Genomic DNA, 18,797 nt, shown 5'->3' with positions numbered 1-18,797 from the left:
CGGATATGGGGCGCGTCGAAAGGGCCAAGCCATCGGGCGTGCCCGGTGACGTCCAACGTCGCCAAATGGTCAGATACCGATGCGATTTTTGCGATTTTCGCGGCGGTCGGGGGCCTGCTCGATCGTGCACGGGCGCGCGGTCGCCAGACATTCGACGCCGCCGCCGTCTCTCGGCAGACATTTCAAGAGCTTGTCGGCGGCGATGCGCCAGCTCGCGTAAGGCTCGCCGTGCTCGAGCGCCTTTGACTTCCAGACCGCGAGGGCGGCCGCGCGGGCTGTCTCCTCGTTGCTGCCGACGACCGGTCCGCTCGACACAGGATCCTCGCAGATGCGGACGGCGGCGCGTGTGGCACCCGGGCACGCAGTGAGGAGGACGATCGTTGCCGCCGCCGCGTTCCTGGGCGTGCAACCAACCCTCCGCATCAGTCCTCCGTCGGGAATTCGAGGCCCATCTCGCGGTAGCGCTCCGGATCGCGATCCCAGCCCTCGCGCACCTTGACGAACAGGAACAGGTGAACGGGGGCGCCCACGACCTCGGTCAGCTCTGTGCGCGAGGCCTGGGAAATCTTCTTGATGGTCTGTCCGCCCTTGCCGAGCACGATGCTTTTCTGGCTGTCGCGCTCGACATAGATCACCTGCTCGACGCGGACGGATTTGTCGCGCAGCGTCTTCCAGCTCTCGGTCTCGACCGTGGTCTGGTAGGGGAGCTCGTCGTGCAGGAGATCGTAGATCTTCTCGCGCGTCACCTCGGCGGCGAGCTGGCGGAGCGGAATGTCCGATAGCTCATCTTCGGGATAGAGCCACGGGCCTTCGGGCACGTTTTTGGCCAGATAGCGCTTCAATGCGGCGACGCCGTCCCCGGTGAGGGCGGCGATCATGAAGACCTCTGCCACCGGAATGCGCGCCGACAAATCCTGCACCAGCCCGAGCAGGCGCCCCTTGTCCTCGACGCGATCCACCTTGTTCATGACCAGGATCGGCTTCTTTCCCGGCAGATCGGCGAGCCTGACGAACAGCTGCTCGACATCCTCGTCGAGGGTCTTGGCGGCGTCGACCAGCACCAGCACCTGATCGGCATCGGCGGCGCCGGCCCAGGCGCTCGCCACCATCGCCTTGTCCAGGCGGCGCTTGGGCGCGAAGATGCCAGGCGTGTCGATCAGCACGAGCTGACTGGCGCCCTCCATGGCGATACCGCGGATCTGGATGCGCGTGGTCTGCACCTTGCGGGAGATGATCGTCACTTTGGCGCCGACGAGCGCGTTGACGAGCGTCGACTTGCCGGCGTTGGGGGCGCCGATAATGGCGATCACGCCGCAGCGGCGCGGCGGTTCCGCGCCGGGATGCGGCTCGATTTTGGGCTCGTCAACCAACCTGACGTTTCTCCATCACACCTTCGCGCTCGAGCATCACGGATGCCGCGGCCTGCTCGGCGGCCCGCTTCGAGGCGCCCTCGCCACGGGCCGGCGCCTTGCCGCGGATGCGCACCTCCGACGTGAAGCGCGGAGCATGATCGGGGCCGATGCGCTCCACCTCGACGTAGCTTGGGAGCGCGAGGCCCTGCGCCTGCGCCCATTCCTGAAGCGCGGACTTCGGATCCGCGGCGGCGTTGCCGAACGACACTTCCTCGTTCTCCCAAAGCCTGCGGACAACGTCGCGCGCCTTGTTATAGCCTGCCTCAAGGAAAATGGCGCCAAGAACAGCCTCGACGGCATCAGCGAGAATGGTGGTCTTGAGACGCCCGCCGCTGCCGGCCTCACTGTCCGAGAGCATGAGGAAGTCTCCGAGGCTGAGGTCGCGACCGACCTTGGCGCAGGTCTCGCCGCGCACGAGGCGATTGAGGTGGCGGGCAAGCTCGCCCTCGGACGCGACCGGATACGTTTCCTCCAGAAGCTCGACGATGGCGAGCCCCAACACGCGGTCGCCGACGAACTCCAGGCGCTCGTTGTCCTCGCGGACCTTTTTCGCACCGCGAAGGCTGGCGTGCGTCAGTGCGCGCGCCAACAACGCCTCGTTCTTGAAGCGGTAGCCGAGCTTTTTTTCGAGTACCTTGTACTTGCGCGCCTTGAACATCGAGCCGGTTCCGAACTCAGCTCCCCCTGAGCCGCATACCTAAAAAATGTATACACGTAAGACCGATGGGCGCGCGATTGTCGCGTTCGGGCGCCAACTCCGGTTAACGAACGAGATTGAAGAAGCGGTTCCAGCGAATGTCGAAGGGCCACGTCCAGGGCGAGAACCAGCGCATGGCATCCGGCTCATCGATAGCGGCCGAGAAGAAGATGATCTCGGCGCGGCCGATCAGGTTCTCAAAGGGCACGAAGCCGACCGTGGCGCGGCTGTCCGACGAGTTGTCGCGGTTGTCGCCCATCATGAAGTACTTGCCCTCGGGGACCTCGAAGACGTCGGTGTTGTCGTATTCGCCTTCGGGCTCAAGGTCGAGCACCGTGTAGGTCGGCCCGCCGTTCGGAAGCGTCTCTTCGTAGCGCTTGTAGACCACACGGCGGCAGTGCCGAAAATAGGGGTCACACTCGATGTTGGCGAAATCGTCCTTGTACACCTTCGGCACCGGATCGCCGTTGATGTAGAGCACGCCTTTCTTCATCTGCACCTTGTCGCCGGGGAGGCCGACGACGCGCTTGATGTAGTCGAGCGACTCGTCCTGCGGCAGGCGAAACACCACGACGTCGCCGCGTTTCGGCTCCGCAGCAAAGATACGGCCCGAGAACAGGTGAGGACTGAAGGGAAACGAGAAGCGGCTATAGCCGTAGGCAAGCTTCGAGACGAAGAGATAGTCGCCGATCAGAAGCGTCGACTTCATCGAGCCGGAAGGAATGTTGAACGGCTGGAAGAAGAACACGCGCACGACCATCGCAATGGCGAGGGCCTGCACAATGATCTTCGCGGTCTCTCCCCAACCGGATCCCTCATTGGCCTTGGAGTTCGTTTCCAGGCTCATCTCCTGCTCCTTGCCCGCCGGGATCCCGGGGGTGATCGAAAAACCCTGCTCGCTATAGCGGCTCGGAGGGCAACGTGCAAACCGGGGTGCGGCTTGCCGTCGCTCCGGAAGGCGGGATCTCACCCACTCGGGAGGGCCGAAATAATGACAACAGCCTCAGCGAGTGGAAAATCATCCGTCAAAGCAAGATCTATGCGCGCGATGCAACCCGACGGGGTAATACGGGCCAACTGCGCCGCGGCCCCCCCGGTGAGGGAAAGCGTCGGACGCCCAGACGGCAGATTGATGACACCCATGTCGCGCCAGAAGACGCCGTGGCTGAATCCGGTGCCCAGGGCCTTGGAGCATGCCTCCTTGGCGGCGAAGCGCTTGGCGTAGGAGGCAGCGCGGGCGGCGCGATTGTCGGATTTCAAGCGCTCGACATCGGTGAAGATGCGATCAAGGAAGCGGTCGCCATAGCGCTCGATCGCGGCGTCGATACGCCGGATGTCGATCAAGTCGTTGCCAAGTCCGATGATCACGCGCTGATCCGGCCCGAGGCTTTGAAGCGCGCCTCGTCCATCAGAGCGCGCATGCGCCGGACGGCCGCGTGCAGCCCGCCGAAGATCGCCTCTCCGATAAGGAAATGGCCGATGTTGAGCTCGACGATCTCCGGCATGCGCGCGAGCGCTGCGACGGTGTTGAAGGTCAGCCCATGGCCGGCGTGAACCTCAAGGCCGTGCGCTGCGGCTGCCGATGCCGCTTTCGCCAGCCGATCCACTTCGGATGCCGTGCCCTTGGCGTCGTCGGCAGCGGCGTGCTCGCAATAGGCGCCCGTGTGGAGCTCGACAATATCCGCACCGAGCGCCGCGGCGGTCTCGATGGCGCGGATATCCGGCTCGATAAAGAGCGACACGCGGATGCCGGCGGACTTGAGATCGGCCACCACGGGGACGAGCGAGGCCTTCTGCCCGACGACATCGAGACCGCCTTCGGTGGTGCGCTCCTCGCGCCGCTCGGGAACGAGGCAGCAGGCGTTCGGCACGTGGCGCAGCGCGATGGCAACCATCTCGGCGGTGGCGGCCATTTCCAAATTGAGCGGGCGCGTCAGCTCCGACTTCAAGCGTGCGATGTCCGAATCCGAGATGTGCCGGCGGTCCTCGCGCAAATGTGCCGTGATGCCGTCGGCGCCGGCTTCGACAGCCAAGTGCGCCGCCCGCAGGGGATCGGGATGACGCCCGCCGCGCGCGTTGCGGATGGTGGCGACATGGTCGATGTTCACGCCGAGGCGGAGCTGGTGGTGAGGGCTTTGCGTCATGATTGTCACACGCGAGAGTCCGGGCAAACTACGTTAAGGACGTCGAGCGTCATTCAAACACACGTTCGACCTTGCTGACCACGGCTTTTGCCTTGAGGCCGTTAATGATCTGGTTCAAGTGGGCCAGATCCCAGACTTCGAGGCCGATGCGCAGCTCGGTGAAGTCCGAGGCGCGGCGCAGCATTTTCAGGTTGTCGATATTTCCGCCGGACTGGCCGATCACGTTGGCGATTTCGGCCAGCGTGCCGGGGCGGTTCGGCGCGGTGACGCTGATAAGGGCCGGGAAGCGCTCGGGGTTCTCCGGGTCCACGTCCCAGGCGACATCGATCCAGCGCTCGTGCTCGAACTCCTGGAGGCGCGGCGAATGGATCTGGAAGACGCGGATGCCCTCGCCGGGGGCCAGAACGCCGACGATGCGATCGCCCGGTACGGCGCCGCCGGCTTCGAACAACACGGGCATATCGTTCTTGACGCCGCGGATCGGAATGCCGCGCACGCGGGCAGCCGGCGGGTCGCTCTCGGAGGATGATGCGCCGCCCAGCCGCAGCTTGTTGGTTGCGGCACGGGTCAGCCGCAGCCATCCCTTCGCCTTGCTCGGCTCGTCCACCCGCTGTTGCGCCTGGCGTGCCGTGGCCGCGAGCTCCGGCGCAACGGCGCGCAGCACATCCTCGGTCGCGACCTCATTGCGAGCGACGGCTGCGAGGAGGTCGTCCAGGCTCTTGTGGGCGAGGCGCGGCAGCACCTTTTTCACGCGCTCGTCAGAATAACTCTCGCCGATGCGCTCGAACGCCGACATGAGAAGCCTGCGGCCGAGCTCGGCGTATTGGCGGCGAATGGCGTCCCTCGCGGCGCGGCGGATGGCGGAGCGCGCGCGGCCGGTCACGACGAGGCTCTCCCACGCGGCCGGCGGCGTATGCGTCTTCGAGGTCTTGATCTCGACCTCGTCGCCGTTCCTCAAACGCGTGTCGATCGGCACGTGGCGCCCGTTGACGTATGCGCTCACGGCGGCGTTGCCGACGTCGGTGTGGACGGCATAGGCGAAATCGAGCGGGGTCGCGCCGCGCGGCAGCGCGATCAGGCGACCCTTGGGCGTGAAGCAGAAAACCTGGTCCTGGAACAGCTCGAGCTTGGTATGCTCAAGGAACTCCTCCGGATTGGAGCCTTCGAGCAGAGTTTCCACGAGGCGCCGCAGCCATTGATAAGGCCCGCTTTCCTTGTCGGTGAAGACAAGGCTTTTCGACAGGGCGCCATTTGCCGATCCGCCGTTCGCTCCGTTGCCGTTGACCTTGCGCGCATCCTTGTAGAGCGCGTGGGCGGCGACGCCGTACTCGGCGACAGAATGCATGTCGCGGGTACGGATCTGCAGCTCGACGCGCTGATGCCGGGGACCGACGACGGTGGTGTGGATCGACTGATAATTGTTCTGCTTGGGCGTCGAGATGTAGTCCTTGAAGCGTCCAGGCACGGTGCGCCAGGTCTGGTGAGCAACGCCGAGCACGCGATAGCAGTCGTCGATGGTGTCGACGATGACGCGGAACGCGTAGATGTCCGACAGCTGCTCCATGCTGATCTGCTTGTTGGCCATCTTGCTCCAGACGGAGTAGGGCTTCTTCTCGCGGCCGGAGACCTCGACCTTCATGCCCACGTCATCGAGCATCTTGTGCAGCGCCGCCTCGATCTCCTCGACGAGGCCCTCGTTGCGCTCGCGCAGCTCGTGCAGCTTCTCGGTGACGGTCTGATACGCTTCCGGATTGAGCCAGCGGAACGCATGCTCCTCGAGCTCGTCGCGTAGCGCCTGCATACCCATGCGGCCGGCGAGCGGAGCATAGATCTCGAGGGTTTCCTCCGAGACGCGCTTCCTGCTCTCGGGCTTCATGTGCTCGAGCGTGCGCATGTTGTGCAGGCGATCCGCGAGCTTGACGAGAAGCACGCGGATGTCGCTCGAAATGGCGATCAGGAGCTTGCGGAAATTCTCGGCCTGCTCGGCCTTCTTGGACACCAGATCGAGACGCTTGATCTTGGTCAGGCCGTCGACGAGAGCGCCGATCTCGGGGCCGAAAAGCTGATCGATCTCGGCGCGCGTGGCGTCGGTGTCCTCGATGACGTCGTGCAGCAGCGCCGTGACGATGGTCGCGTCATCGAGCTTGAGGTCGGTCAGGATCGCCGCAACCTCGAGCGGGTGCGAGAAATACGGAGCACCGGAGGCGCGCTTCTGGTTGCCGTGCGCGCGCATCGCGTAAACGTAGGCGCGGTTGAGCAACGCCTCGTCTGCCGTTGGATCGTATTTCTGTACTCGCTCGACGAGCTCGTACTGACGCATCATGGCCCGCACACACTCCCGGCGCCGACCGGTTCCGCACCGTCAGAGAAAGCGTCCTGCAAAGGACCGCGCAGCAAAACCGTCCTGGCGGACGATCAGCGTCCGCGCTCGCGCGGGCCGCCGCTGCCGCCGTTGGAGGACGGCTCGGACGGCGTCATGCTTTCCAGGCCGCGCAGCAGCTGCTCTTCGGTGAGGACGTCAACCTGGGTGTCGGACGACTGATCGTCCCGGCCGAGGATCGGTCCGCGCCGATCCTGGGGAAGCACGGGCGCCGCCGCAGCCTCAGGCTCGTCCACCTCGACGTTCTTCTGGATGGAGTGAATCAGCGCCTCGCGCATATCCTCAGGCGGAATGGTGCGCTCGGCGATCTCGCGCAGCGCGACCACCGGGTTCTTGTCGTTGTCCGGGTCGATGGTGATTGCGCTGCCATTGGCAATCGACCGGGCCCTATGTGCAGCCAAGAGCACGAGCTCGAAGCGATTTGGAACCTTGTCGACGCAATCCTCGACTGTGACGCGTGCCATTCTCTAGCACCCCTCTCTCGTCTCGCAGATGATGCGGAGTAAAACCTATTGCCGCCGCTGCCCTAATCCGGGCCCGACATGCCGCTCAAGCCAGAGTAATTGGCATGAAACAGGCACTTCGGCAAGTCAGAGGGCGCGGCGGCAGCCCCAGGCACACAATTGAACCCCGTCGGACCATGGTCTGGTGCCGATTTCGACCAATGTCCCATGTCAAGCTCGCGATAGCGGCAGTATGCTTATAATACATTAACGGGGCACCGTGCCCTCGACACAACTTCAAGCGGTAAGCGGGTGAGGCATTTTTTCACCCTACACCGATTTCTGTTGCGCAAGTTTGCGCTTACACTTGATTTGAAGCCTATTGCATATCGATATGATGCTGCTCGGCGCGGGCTGTTTTCACGGTCGAGGATCGTCGGCCGGTTTCCGTGCCGTCTACACTCAAGGAACACAAGAAAATGCACTTCTATCAAGGCGAGCGCGTCGCGCTTTTTATTGACGGTGCCAATCTTTATGCCACGTCGAAGGCGTTGGGTTTCGACGTCGACTACAAGCGCCTGCTCGCGCTGTTCCGCCAGAAGGCGCACCTCGTTCGGGCCCTCTACTACACCGCCCTTTCGGAAGATCAGGAATACTCGTCGATCCGCCCACTGATCGACTGGCTCGACTACAACGGCTTCACCATGGTCACCAAGCCGACCAAGGAATTCACTGACGCCTCGGGCCGGCGCAAGGTCAAAGGGAACATGGATATCGAGCTCGCCGTGGATGCCATGCGGCTCGCCGATACGCTCGACCACATCGTTCTGTTCTCCGGCGACGGCGATTTTCGCGGCCTGGTGGCAGCCCTTCAGCAAAAGGGCCGGCGCGTGAGCGTCGTTTCGACGCTGCAGACGCAGCCCGCAATGGTCGCTGACGAACTGCGCCGGCAGGCGGACCAGTTCGTCGACCTCGCCGACCTCGAGCAGCTCATCGGGCGCGATGCCTCGGCCCGCAACACGCGCTCCTCCGGGCGCGGCCGCGGCGGAGAGGTCTATCACGACGACGGCATCTCCCAGGAAGAAGTCTAAACGCGGACAACGGTCGGCAGACCCGCGGCGCGTCTGACGCGGCATTACCGCTTGCGTTGGGCGCTTCTCCGCGGTTCCTTCGGCAGCCATGGCTCACGCTCCTTCCCCGTTTCCGCCCGAGGCTCCGCGCGACTGTCCGCTCTGTCCGCGGCTCGCCGCATTCCGCGATGACGCAGCTCACGCCGAGCCCGCATGGTTCAATGGCGCTGTGCCTTCGTTCGGGACCAGCAAGGGTCGCCTCTTGATCGTCGGGCTCGCACCGGGCCTGCGCGGAGCGAACCGGACGGGCCGTCCGTTCACGGGCGACTATGCGGGAGAGCTGCTCTACTCGACGCTTCTCGCATTCGGGTTCGCACGCGGCACCTATCGCGCAGACCCTGCGGACGGTCTCCAACTGATCGATTGCATGATCACCAATGCGGTGCGTTGCGTACCGCCGGAAAACAAGCCTCTGCCGCAGGAGATCACGACCTGCCGAGGCTACTTTTCGGCCCGGCTCGCGGCACTGCCCAATCTCAAGGCCCTGGTCGTTCTCGGGCGCGTGGCGCACGATCAGACGCTCGCGACATTGTCGCTCAGGAAGGCGCTGTTTCCGTTCCGCCATGGCACACGCCATGCGGCCGGTCCGCTGGCCATGTTCGACAGCCTGCATTGCTCGCGGCTCAATACGAACACCGGGCGGCTCACGACGGAGATGTTTCACGCGGTGTTCCGTGACGTGCGTGCATTTCTCGACAACCTTCCCGACCCGAGTTGACGTTGGACATGTCGATTTGCCGCGCTTGGCCTCTTCAAGCCCGGCAGCTTGCCGCCTATCATCCCGCCTGCAACAGGGAGACACCCGATGGCCGCCAAGCCCCAGCTCGAGATCGCGCCCGAGAAAGTCGCCCACGTCATCATCAAGGCGCGTGAGTTCGATGCCAAGGTCGGCGCTTGGGATGCCTCGCCCGAGGACGGCGATGCGGACGAGGATCCGAGCTCCATCCTGGAAGACCTCTCCAACGATCCGACAGCGGCGGAAATCGCCGGCTTCGTCGATGCGCTGAACGACGACGAGCAAGTGCATCTCGTGGCATTGGCCTGGATCGGGCGCGGGACCTTCGAGCCCGAGGAGTTCGACGAGGCCGTGGAGACGGCGCGCAACGAGCAGACCGGCTCGACCGCCGGCTATCTCCTGGGGCTGCCACTGCTCGCGGATTACCTCGAGGAAGGGCTCGAGAAGCTCGGCTTCTCCGCCAATGACGTCGAGAGCGATGTGCTTTAGGCAGCGGGCAGTGAAGTGTACTGCCTTAGAGCGTCGCGAGAAGATCCTGCGCGTGCGTGTGCGGGGGATGAACGGGATAAACGACGCGATCGATGTGGCCGTCGCGGATGACGAGCGTCAGGCGCTTCAGATACGTGACGCCGCCGGTCTCGAAGGTAGGAAGGCTGAGCGCAACGCGAAGCTTTCCCTCGAGGTCGGAGAGCAGCGGGAACGACAGGCGGACACGGTCCGCGAACTCCTGCTGATCGGCTGCCGTCTGGCCGCTCAAGCCCAGTACGTCGAAGCCGGCTGCGCGGAATGAGGCGTAGGCATCCCGGAACCCTTCGGCCTCCGGCGTCGAGCCGTGTGCGCCCCTGATGTCGTCCCAATGGGGAGGATTGGGGAGGCCCGGACGACCGGTCCAGGGATAGATGAAAACGATCCAGCGTCCGTTGAGCGCCGTGAGGGACAGATCGCGGCCGTCGGTCGCCGGGAGTGCCAGATCGGGGAGTTCGCGCCCCGGCAGGAGGTGGCGCGCGCGCCCGTCGTCGTCCGGCGCCGGGTAGGGCCAGGCGGCGCTCATTGCGGGCTCGCTTCGAGCCAGGCGAGTACGTCGCCGGCATTCCGGTCCGGCGGAAAGACCGGATAGACTACATGGGCAACAACGCCGCTATCGATGATCAGGGCCATGCGCTTGATCATCGCCTTGCCGTCGACCTCCATCGTCGGCAGCGCCATGGCGCGGGCCAGATCGAGCGACGCATCCGACAGCAGAGGAAATGGCAGATGCAGGCGCTCCACGGTCGCCTGCTGCTCGGGCAGCGTCTGCGTCGAAAGACCGAAAACGGCCGAGGCTCCGGCGTTGCACAAGTCGGCGTAGAGATCGCGGAAGGCACAGGCGTGGGGCGTACATCCGCGCGCGCCGGGGATGGCGTCCCAGCCATCCGGCAAGGCGACACCCGGCGTGCCGGTCATCGGATAGATGAAAAGCACGGTGCGTCCGGGGAGAGTTGCGAGATCGATGGCGCCGCCGCCGGTTGACGGCAGGGCGACATTCGCGAGCTTTGCGCCGGTGAGATGGCGGGCGGCGCCATCGTCCTCCGGCACCGGCAGCTTCGACCAATCGACGTGCGCGAATGCCGGATCGGCGGCCATCAGCCCTTCTCGCGCATGATGCGCGCCTTCTGCCGGTTCCAGTCGCGCTTGGCGGCGCTCTCGCGCTTGTCATGCAGCTTCTTGCCCTCGGCGAGCGCGAGCTTGAGCTTGGCGCGGCCCTTGGCGTTGAAATACAGCTCGAGCGGCACGATGGTCATGCCCTTGCGCACCACGGCCTGGAAGAGCTTCGCAAGCTCGCTCTTGTGCATGAGCAGGCGGCGCTTGCGTCGCGGCTCGTGCTGGAAGAAACGGCCCGCATCCTGATATTCCGGGATGTAGGAATTGATCAGGCAGAAGCTGCCGTCGTCCTCGAAGGAGGCGTAGCTCTCGGCGATGTTGGCCTGGCCCGAGCGCAGGCTTTTCACCTCGGTTCCCTTGAGCTCGATGCCGGCCTCGTAGGAATCGGTGATGAAATACTCGTGGCGGGCCTTGCGGTTCTCGGAAACAATCCGCCGGCCGTCGTCCTTCTTGGCCGACATTTGACTGTCCTTATTGGTCTATTCGGCTGCCGCAGCCTTCAAAAGGCCGACCTTGGCGAGCGCCGCATCCACGACCTTCTTGCCGGCGTCGGTGACCGGCACCATCGGCAGGCGCATCTCCGCCGAGCAAATGCCGAGGCGCGACGCCGCATACTTCACCGGACCGGGGTTGGTCTCGACGAACAACGCATCGAACAGCGGAAGAAGGCGATCCTGAAGCTTGAGCGCGGTCGCGAAGTCTCCCTTGAGGCAGGCGTTCTGCAGGTCGGAGCAGAGGCGCGGGGCAACGTTGGAAGCGACCGAGATGCAGCCATGTCCGCCATGTGCAATGAAGCCGAGCGCGGTCGCGTCCTCGCCCGAAAGCTGGTTGAACTCCGGTCCCATGGCGTCGCGCTGCTGGGAGACGCGCGCGAGGTTTGCCGTCGCGTCCTTGACGCCCACCACGTTCTTCAACTCGAAGATGCGCGCCATGGTGGCGACCGACATGTCGACGTTGGTGCGGCCCGGGATGTTGTAGATCACGATCGGGATGCCGACCTTGTCGTTGATGGCCTTGAAGTGATGATAGAGGCCTTCCTGGGTCGGCTTGTTGTAGTACGGGTTGACGATCAGAATGCCGTCCGCGCCCGACTTCTCGGCGTGCGTCGACAGCTCGATCGCCTCGTCGGTCGAATTGGATCCCGTACCGGCGATCACCGGCACGCGCCCCCGAGCCACCTCGATGGTGACGTCGATCACCCGCTTATGCTCGTCGAAATTCAAAGTCGGGCTTTCGCCGGTGGTTCCGGTCGGGACCAATCCGTGCGTACCCTCTGTAATCTGCCATTCGACAAGGCGCCGCAGCGCCTCCTCGTCGAGAAGGCCGTTCTTGAACGGCGTCACAAGCGCCGTGATGGAGCCCTTAAACATTCGCCCTCTTTTGACGTTCGTGTTGCCGATGGACGCCGGCACTTCCCGTCCTTCCGATGGCAGCTCCCTTGTGAAGGGACACTAGCGGCGGAAGAGGGGTACCTTGAACGAGCGCACGCGAGTTTGTACCCTCGCTGGTATCGCTCGTCTCGGCCACGGCCTCAATTGCGGCTGGGATGATGGACATTATGCGCTCAGGCGGCGGCCCGCAAGGCGGCGCGGTGTCCGTGTGTGTTGACTTGTGTTCATTGTATGGACGAGCCGCACGGCTCAGTCTGCCTGTCTTCTTGGATCGGAACGGCGCCCGCAGGCGCCGCGGCAAGGATTGAGCGTGGCGGGACGAATCTCGACATCGGCGGCTGGATGCGGGCCTCAGGCGTGGGCTCCCCGGCTCAGGGCAAGCTTCCAGGCCGTGCTGGCCTTGGGCGTCTTCGTTCTCGGGGCAGATCGCGCCGCCGCTGCACAGAATGAGCTTCCAAAGCCCGAGAAACCTTCCCAGAGCGAGCGCGACTACATGGCGCGGCTCGACAAGGCCCTGGCCCCGCTCACATCGCAGAAGCTCAGTGCCACCGATGCGGAGCGCCTGCGCGACGCTATCAAGGCTCTCTCGGGGGCCAAGGTCGACGTCGATGCGGCCAACGCGCTCAAGGCCCAGATCGAGAGCCCGGTGGCGAAAAAGCTCGTCGACTGGGTCCGTCTGCGCAAGGGCTTCGGAGACGCGCGAGAATATCGATCCTTCCTCGACGACAATCCGGCGTGGGGCGACCGGACGACCCTCACCCAGAAATTCGAAGAGGTGCTGTTCACCCAGGGCGGCAGCTCGGGCGAGATCAAATCCTATTTTGCAGGGCGCCAGCCGCAAACGGGCATGGGGCTCGCGGCGCTCGCCTCCGCACATCTCGCCGAGGGCAACACGGACGATGCCCGAAGGTTCGCCGTCAAGGCCTGGCGGGAAACCCTGCTGCCGGCAAGCCTGGAAGCCGGTTTCCTGACGCGGTTCGGCTCGCTGCTTTCCGCCGCCGACCACAAATGGAGGCTCGACCGCCTCCTCATCGACGACATCCGATGGGAGGGAGACAAGAACCAGCGTGCCGCCGTCGTGCGCCGCCTGATCCCTTTGCTTTCGGAGGGCGAGCAAAAGAAGGCGCATGCGCGGCTCAACGTCTTCCTCGGCTCCAAATCGGCTCGCAAGGAGATCGAGGCGCTACCTGCCGAGCGCGTCCCCGATTGGGGGCTGGTGTTCCACCGAATCCAGGCGCTTCGGCGTGCCGGAAAAACCGACGAAGCGGCCAAGGTGCTGCTTGGCGCACCCACCGAGGAAGCGCTGATCGTGGCTCCCGACGAATGGTGGACGGAACGGCGTGCCAATGCCTACGAGGCGCTGAAGGACGGCAATGCCAAGCTCGCCTACTCGCTCGTGCGCGAGGCAGGGCCGCTCGGTGCCAATCCGCTCAAGGACCAGTCGTTCATGGCCGGCTGGCTGGCGCTGCGCTATCTCAAGGATGCGAAGACCGCCGAGCAGCACTTTCTGGTCATGAGCAAGGCGGCCGACGGCCCGCTGAGCCGCGCCAAAGCCCGCTACTGGCTGGGACGTACGGCGGAGGCGCGTGGCGACAAGGCGGCCGCCGACGAATATTACCGGCAGGCCCTCTCCGATCCCGACACGTTCCACGCGCTGCTCGCGCGCCAGAAGCTCGAGCCCGGGAGCCTGGCGATCACCACGTCGCCGCCGAAGGCACCGACCGACGAGGAGGTTCAGCGCTTTCTCGCTCTCGATGCGGCCAAGGCCGTCGTGATCGCGAAGAGCGCCGGCCTCGACGCCAGCGTGATGCGCAGCTTCCTGGTTCAGCTGCGGCTCGCCAATCTCGACAGCGAAGCCGCGAGCGCGATGGTCGCGCACCTCGCCGAGGCCGTCGGGGACACCCAGTCGGCCGTGCGGGCCGCGAAGGCGGCTATCGCGCGCGGCCACAACCTCTACTACTACGCCTATCCCGTGCACCCCTTCCCGGCCTATACGCCGCTGCGCAAGCCGCCGGAAACCGCATTCCTGCTCGGACTGGCGCGCCAGGAAACAGAGTTCAACACGCTGATCGTATCGGGCGCGGGCGCCAAGGGGCTGTTGCAGGTCATGACTGTGACCGCAAAGCACGTCTGCCGCGACTACAAGATCAAGTGCGACATCAACAGACTTCTTTCCGACCCCTCCTACAATACGATGCTGGCTTCGGCCTATGTTGGGGACCGGATGGATGACTTCTCGGGGTCCTACGTGCTGACGCTCGCCGGCTACAATGCGGGGCCGGGGCGCGCCAGGCAGTGGATCCGGGAATTCGGCGATCCGCGCGATCCGAAGGTCGATCCCATCGACTGGATCGAACGGATCCCGATCCAGGAGACGCGCGAGTACGTGGCGAAGGTGCTCGCGAACATCCAGATCTATCGTGCGCGGCTCGGTGAGGAGCAGGCGGCGCTGAGGCTGGAAGAGGATCTCAATAGAGCGCGCGTTGCGGCGCGCCAGCCAAGAGGAGCGTCTGACGGATAGTCGTTAGTCGAGCGAGTTCGGTCCTTCCGATGCGACGGGGCGGTTGCGCCGGAGGGCAACAGTGGGGTTTGCGACATGACGCGTACGTATCAAGCGTATCGAGAGATCGTTTTTACGGCCCGGGACGGATTGAGGCTCTACGGCCGCCACTATCCCGCCGCCTTCACCGACGGAACCCATCGCCGGCCGGTGCTCTGCCTCGCAGGGCTTACGCGCAACGGGCGCGACTTTCAGGTCATCGCCGAAGCACTTTCGCAACATGCTCAGGCCCCGCGCGACGTCTATACGTTCGACTACCGCGGCCGCGGTCTTTCTGAAAGCGACCCCGACTGGCGGAATTATTCTGTGCCGCTCGAGATGGTGGACGTGCTCGACTTCGTCACCATCACCGGCATCGCAGGGGCGTCGATTATTGGCACCTCGCGCGGCGGGTTGATCGCCATGGTGATGGCAGCCGCGCAGCCGCGCTCCGTGGGGCCAGTGGTTCTCAACGACATCGGGCCCGTCATCGATCAGAAGGGGCTCGGTCGCATCTCGGCCTATGTGGGACGCATCCCCCTCCCCAGCTCCTGGAGAGAAGCCGGTGCGCTGGTGCACGACATGGGCAAGCGCGCGTTTCCCCACGTCGGCATGGAGGAATGCATCGAGGTCGCCAAGCAGTGGTTCAACGAGCACAAGGGACGGCCCGCGCCCGGATACGATCCGGCGCTCTCCAACGCCCTCTCGGTTCTCGACGGGCCGATCCCGGCGTTGTGGCCGCAGTTCGAGGCCCTGAAACGCGTGCCCGTGCTGGTGCTGCGCGGCGAGAATTCGGACATCCTGTCAGCGGCGACGGTGGAGGAGATGCGGCGGCGGCATCCGGCGTTCGCGTCCTACGTCGTTCCAGCGCAGGGACATGCGCCGCTTTTGCGCGATGCCGAGACGATCGACGTAGTGGCTCAGTTCCTCGCGTCGACGGACGCCGCGGAGCGGCAGCCGCGGCTCGCCTACGGCTGATTGCCGGAGCGCTTTCGCGTCAGGACGCTTACCAGAACGAGCGCGAGGAACCCCAGAGGCACGCCGAAGATGGCGCCCGAGGCGCTGTCGATCCCGAACCAGTTGGCGAGGCCGGGACGGCCCGGCGTGCCGCGCGCCAGGGTTTCGAGGGACGCAACGGCCTGGGCTTTGACAGCCGGGTCCTCCGCGTCTTGAGCGTCGAGATCGGTGGCGCGGAAATTCTCGATTGCGAACTCACCGGCGTTCGAGAGCGGCGCCCAGGTGTTGTAGAACGACACGGGAAACGCCTGGATGCCGACATCGTAGTAGAGCGTGACGCCTGCGCCGACGGCGATGGCGGCGATGGCGCCGGCCGCCGTGGCGCGCTTCCACGCGAGGCCCGCTGCAAGCACCGGAAACAAACCCGCAGCGCCGAGCGACAGTGACGCCACGACCACGGACACCAGATCATCGACGTGAAGCGTCGCGATGGCGGCGGCGAGAGCGGCGGGTATGAGCCCCAGTGCCAGAGCGCGCAAGGAGCCTCCGACACGACCCGGCTCGCCGGCACCGCCCCACGCAAAAAGGCTGCGGACAAGAGCTGCGGCCATCACAAGTGCGGCCGAGAGCCCCGCGATGGCCATCGCCACCGCCAGCCATCGCGGCGCGCCGAACACACCCGGAAGTGCGAGCAGCAGGCCCGCCGGCTCGATGGCGAGAGCAGCCTGCGTGAGCGTTGCGGCCTCATTGCCGGCGCCGGCCGCCGCGGCGGGAAGCAGCGTCTTGACGTAGACGTCCCAGGCCGTGGCCTGAGGATCTGCGACGAGGGCCTGTGCCGCGGCAAACACCGCCGCCTGTGTGTCGGCGCCGAGTGCGGTCCATTGCGTGTACGCTCCTTCATCGAAGGACAACGCGTCCGCCAACGACGCCACGTTTCCGTGCGCGGCGCGCTGCGCTTCCGCGACGGCCTCGAGCAGATACACCGACGTTCCATGGATGCGGGCCAAGCCGGCGTGCAAAGGGGCCTCCAGCCACGACGGCAGGCTGGCGAGGGGCGTTCCCGCCGTCATGGCGCCATAGATCTCCTGCTTGGCCAAGGCCGCGAGGGCCGGCACCGCGACGAGGATCAACATGAGGAAGAGCGCGGCCCACGCGCCGGCGAGGCGGGCGGCGGCGGCGCTTCTCGATGCCGTCAGAGAGGACACCAGCGGCAGCAGAACCGCCGTGCCCAGCGCCAGCGCGACGACGAGCGCAAAAAAGCCGAGCTGCGAGAGACGCAGAAACGGCGTCACGTGGGCGCCGAAGGTATCGAAGTCGACGAGCCCGTTCTCGAGCAGCTTCTCCTCGAGCGCCGCGACGGCGGACAGCGTTTCGCCGTAGCCAATGTGCGGAACGGCCACGCCGTGGGCCTTCAGGGCCAGTCCGGCGAGCGGTACGAACAAAACCAACGCCAGGAAAGCGAACGCGGCGGCCTGCAGCCAAGCGAACGCCCGCTCACCGACGAAGGCGGCCGTCGCAGCGGCGATCATGAGCGCTATCGCGACCGCCGCGATCGAGCTCACGCCGAAGCCGTCCGCAAAGATGGCTATGAACGAGAACTCGACCGCGAGCAACGGCAGGACAACGAGCACGATCACGAGTGCGGCGACGTTCGCCGTCGCGCGTCCGAATGTGCGATCGAGCGCCTGCGTAATGGATGTCCCGCCTGTCCTCACGACCTGCGGAGCGATCACGAGCCCCGCCAGCACAACACCTGCGAGCAGACCAAGACCGTAGGCCAAATGATCGAAGCCCGCCGCAAAGACGAGGCCGGGAAGTGAAGCCAGCAGCGCGACAGGAACGGCTCCGCCGGCGGCCTGCAAGCCGGCCCCTATTGGCGTGCTGGACTGGTCCGCGGTCCGGCTTGCTGCAACGGCCGTTTCACTCATCGCGGATCTCTGCGGCATCGATGCGGTTCTGCCGCGCTGCCCAGATGAAGGCGAGGACGACAAGGCCGATCAGCGCGCCCTGGGCCGCCAGGTAGTATCCGAGCGGCGTGTGATCGAGCCGAACCAGATTGGCGGCCTCGGAGGCGAGCGGGAGACCGAGGGCGAGGCCCGCCATTGCGAGCAGCGCCATCGTGGTCAGGCGCGCAGAGCGCAACGTGCGCGATTTTTCCGGGTGCGCCCGCAACGCATTGCGGACCAGTCCCGCCGCAATCAGAAGCCCCGCCGCCGTGACGACGAGCGACACCCCGGCATAGCCGATGAGCGGCAGAAGATCGAAGCTGCCGCCACCGGGCAGCAAACGCCCGACGCCGGACAGGGTGGCGGCGAGGACGGCGAGAACCAGCAGTCCGAGTCCGATCTCGATCATGCGCCCTCCGTCCCCTCTCCCGCTCTCCTGGCTACCCCCGCAAAAGCAGGCTCGCCGCAATGGCCCCCGACACGATGACCACGAGAGGGCGGATGAGAGCCGCGCCCCGCGTCATCGCCGTGTGGGCACCGGCACGGGCGCCGACGATCTGCCCGGCGGCCATGGCCAGCCCAACCACATAATCGACTTGTCCGGCCGCTGCAAAGATAGAGAGAGCCACCACATTCGACGTGAAATTCAAGAGTTTGGTGACGGCCACGCCCTTTACGAGGTCGGTTCCCGCGAGCGCTACCAGCCCCATCAGGTACATCGAGCCGGCACCGGGCCCGAGGAAGCCGTCGTAAGCGCCGATCGGGCCCGCGACGCCCAGCGCGAAGGCCAGCGGGCCAAGCCGGGCGCGGCGGGCACCGCCGCCGCCAAGATGAGGGGCGAGCGCGAAGTAAGCCGCGACGAGCACGAGGATGGCGGGCACGAGACGGCGCAGCCAATCAGGGTCCATTCCCTGCACAGCCAAACTGCCCAGCGCGGCGCCGATCGCAACCGCTGCAACCGCCGCGCGCCACCGGGACAAGTCGAGATGGCCGGCACGCCAAAACGCCAGGCTCGCTGCCGCAACGCCAAACGTTCCCTGTAGCTTGTTGGTGGCAATGGCGGCTGCCGGAGACAACCCTGCCATCAGCAGCGCGGGAAGCGTCAGAAGCCCGCCACCGCCGGCTATCGCATCGACGTAGCCAGCGCACACCGCCACCGCGACCAGAAGACCTATGATCTCGAGCTCCACCGCGCCTTCCCGCTGTATCCGAGGTGCCTAAACGATCAGGGTCTTTCTCTGAGACCGATGATTCACGCTTCGGGTTTTGGCTGCGCTGCCGATTCACGCCGCGCCCGATAGGAGGCGCGACGATCGGAGCGTTTTCCTGCGCTGCCGATTCACGCCGCGCCCGATAGGAGGCGCGACGATCGGAGCGTTTT

The 18,797-nt window shown here is 65.4% G+C and carries 20 protein-coding genes; 5 read left to right on the top strand and 15 right to left on the bottom strand.

Annotated elements, in window-relative coordinates; all coding sequences use genetic code 11:
* Positions 1-69 precede the first annotated feature (69 nt).
* The 8 genes from QZV93_RS02050 to rpoZ form a co-directional block, all read right to left on the bottom strand.
* On the bottom strand, positions 70-423 hold the full coding sequence (locus QZV93_RS02050; RefSeq protein WP_295555555.1) for a hypothetical protein: 354 nt from the start codon (positions 421-423) through the stop codon (positions 70-72).
* The gene (gene era, locus QZV93_RS02045; RefSeq protein ID WP_295555553.1) at positions 423-1,370 is read right to left on the bottom strand and encodes a GTPase Era; all 948 of its coding nucleotides are present in this window, start codon (positions 1,368-1,370) and stop codon (positions 423-425) included. The genes QZV93_RS02050 and era overlap by 1 nt, the downstream gene beginning before the upstream one ends.
* The gene (rnc, locus tag QZV93_RS02040; RefSeq protein ID WP_295555552.1) at positions 1,363-2,070 is read right to left on the bottom strand and encodes a ribonuclease III; all 708 of its coding nucleotides are present in this window, start codon (positions 2,068-2,070) and stop codon (positions 1,363-1,365) included. Before rnc ends, era begins: the two co-directional genes overlap by 8 nt.
* 103 nt (positions 2,071-2,173) lie before the next feature.
* On the bottom strand, positions 2,174-2,956 hold the full coding sequence (gene lepB / locus QZV93_RS02035; protein ID WP_295555550.1) for a signal peptidase I: 783 nt from the start codon (positions 2,954-2,956) through the stop codon (positions 2,174-2,176).
* Positions 2,957-3,075: 119 nt separating this feature from the next.
* Positions 3,076-3,477 (bottom strand): holo-ACP synthase, encoded by a 402-nt coding sequence (acpS, locus tag QZV93_RS02030; protein WP_295555548.1) that lies wholly within the window; start codon positions 3,475-3,477, stop codon positions 3,076-3,078.
* Positions 3,474-4,253, bottom strand: coding sequence for a pyridoxine 5'-phosphate synthase (locus QZV93_RS02025; RefSeq protein WP_295555547.1), 780 nt, complete (start codon positions 4,251-4,253; stop codon positions 3,474-3,476). The genes acpS and QZV93_RS02025 overlap by 4 nt, the downstream gene beginning before the upstream one ends.
* 49 nt (positions 4,254-4,302) lie before the next feature.
* Positions 4,303-6,576 carry a bifunctional (p)ppGpp synthetase/guanosine-3',5'-bis(diphosphate) 3'-pyrophosphohydrolase gene (locus QZV93_RS02020; RefSeq protein ID WP_295555546.1) on the bottom strand — a complete coding sequence of 758 codons (2,274 nt, stop codon included), beginning with the start codon at positions 6,574-6,576 and terminating at the stop codon, positions 4,303-4,305.
* A 92-nt stretch (positions 6,577-6,668) separates the two neighbouring features.
* Entirely contained in the window at positions 6,669-7,097 is a 429-nt protein-coding gene (rpoZ, locus tag QZV93_RS02015; RefSeq protein WP_295555544.1) for a DNA-directed RNA polymerase subunit omega, read from the bottom strand.
* Positions 7,098-7,555: 458 nt separating this feature from the next.
* Between rpoZ and QZV93_RS02010 the strand changes: the two genes are divergently transcribed.
* The 3 genes from QZV93_RS02010 (at position 7,556) to QZV93_RS02000 (ending at position 9,431) form a co-directional block, all read left to right on the top strand.
* The gene (locus QZV93_RS02010) at positions 7,556-8,167 is read left to right on the top strand and encodes an NYN domain-containing protein (protein WP_295555543.1); all 612 of its coding nucleotides are present in this window, start codon (positions 7,556-7,558) and stop codon (positions 8,165-8,167) included.
* Between the two features lie 88 nt (positions 8,168-8,255).
* The gene (locus QZV93_RS02005; protein ID WP_295555542.1) at positions 8,256-8,924 is read left to right on the top strand and encodes a uracil-DNA glycosylase; all 669 of its coding nucleotides are present in this window, start codon (positions 8,256-8,258) and stop codon (positions 8,922-8,924) included.
* A gap of 87 nt (positions 8,925-9,011) precedes the next feature.
* Positions 9,012-9,431 carry a DUF3775 domain-containing protein gene (locus QZV93_RS02000; protein ID WP_295555540.1) on the top strand — a complete coding sequence of 140 codons (420 nt, stop codon included), beginning with the start codon at positions 9,012-9,014 and terminating at the stop codon, positions 9,429-9,431.
* A gap of 25 nt (positions 9,432-9,456) precedes the next feature.
* Here QZV93_RS02000 and QZV93_RS01995 read toward each other — a convergent pair whose 3' ends face one another.
* From QZV93_RS01995 to dapA, 4 genes are read right to left on the bottom strand one after another with little or no spacing between them, the layout of a single operon-like run.
* Positions 9,457-9,993 carry a peroxiredoxin gene (locus QZV93_RS01995; protein WP_295555538.1) on the bottom strand — a complete coding sequence of 179 codons (537 nt, stop codon included), beginning with the start codon at positions 9,991-9,993 and terminating at the stop codon, positions 9,457-9,459.
* The gene (locus QZV93_RS01990) at positions 9,990-10,565 is read right to left on the bottom strand and encodes a peroxiredoxin (protein WP_295555536.1); all 576 of its coding nucleotides are present in this window, start codon (positions 10,563-10,565) and stop codon (positions 9,990-9,992) included. The genes QZV93_RS01995 and QZV93_RS01990 overlap by 4 nt, the downstream gene beginning before the upstream one ends.
* Positions 10,565-11,044 carry an SsrA-binding protein SmpB gene (gene smpB / locus QZV93_RS01985; protein WP_295555534.1) on the bottom strand — a complete coding sequence of 160 codons (480 nt, stop codon included), beginning with the start codon at positions 11,042-11,044 and terminating at the stop codon, positions 10,565-10,567. The genes QZV93_RS01990 and smpB overlap by 1 nt, the downstream gene beginning before the upstream one ends.
* Before the next feature lie 18 nt (positions 11,045-11,062).
* Positions 11,063-11,953: a 4-hydroxy-tetrahydrodipicolinate synthase gene (gene dapA, locus QZV93_RS01980; protein ID WP_295555532.1), complete on the bottom strand. Its 891-nt coding sequence runs from the start codon at positions 11,951-11,953 to the stop codon at positions 11,063-11,065.
* Between the two features lie 331 nt (positions 11,954-12,284).
* Here dapA and QZV93_RS01975 point away from each other — a divergent pair, with 331 nt between their 5' ends.
* Together QZV93_RS01975 and QZV93_RS01970 are read left to right on the top strand one after the other, a co-directional pair.
* Positions 12,285-14,495, top strand: coding sequence for a lytic transglycosylase domain-containing protein (locus tag QZV93_RS01975; protein ID WP_295555530.1), 2,211 nt, complete (start codon positions 12,285-12,287; stop codon positions 14,493-14,495).
* Between the two features lie 75 nt (positions 14,496-14,570).
* Positions 14,571-15,491, top strand: a complete 921-nt coding sequence (locus QZV93_RS01970) for an alpha/beta hydrolase (RefSeq protein WP_295555528.1) — start codon at positions 14,571-14,573, stop codon at positions 15,489-15,491.
* On the opposite strand, the gene QZV93_RS01965 is transcribed toward QZV93_RS01970, so the two are convergent.
* The 3 genes from QZV93_RS01965 to QZV93_RS01955 are packed head-to-tail and all read right to left on the bottom strand — an operon-like array spanning position 15,482 to position 18,606.
* Entirely contained in the window at positions 15,482-17,398 is a 1,917-nt protein-coding gene (locus QZV93_RS01965; protein ID WP_295555526.1) for a hypothetical protein, read from the bottom strand. The genes QZV93_RS01970 and QZV93_RS01965 overlap by 10 nt on opposite strands.
* Entirely contained in the window at positions 17,391-17,825 is a 435-nt protein-coding gene (locus QZV93_RS01960; RefSeq protein WP_295555524.1) for a sodium/substrate symporter small subunit, read from the bottom strand. The genes QZV93_RS01965 and QZV93_RS01960 overlap by 8 nt, the downstream gene beginning before the upstream one ends.
* A 31-nt stretch (positions 17,826-17,856) precedes the next feature.
* Positions 17,857-18,606 (bottom strand): TSUP family transporter, encoded by a 750-nt coding sequence (locus QZV93_RS01955; RefSeq protein ID WP_295555522.1) that lies wholly within the window; start codon positions 18,604-18,606, stop codon positions 17,857-17,859.
* Between the last annotated feature and the right edge of the window lie 191 nt (positions 18,607-18,797).

Origin of the sequence: uncultured Hyphomicrobium sp., from assembly GCF_902826555.1 — a bacterium.
Taxonomy (GTDB): domain Bacteria; phylum Pseudomonadota; class Alphaproteobacteria; order Rhizobiales; family Hyphomicrobiaceae; genus Hyphomicrobium_C.
This window is presented reverse-complemented; position numbering and strand designations above follow the sequence as displayed.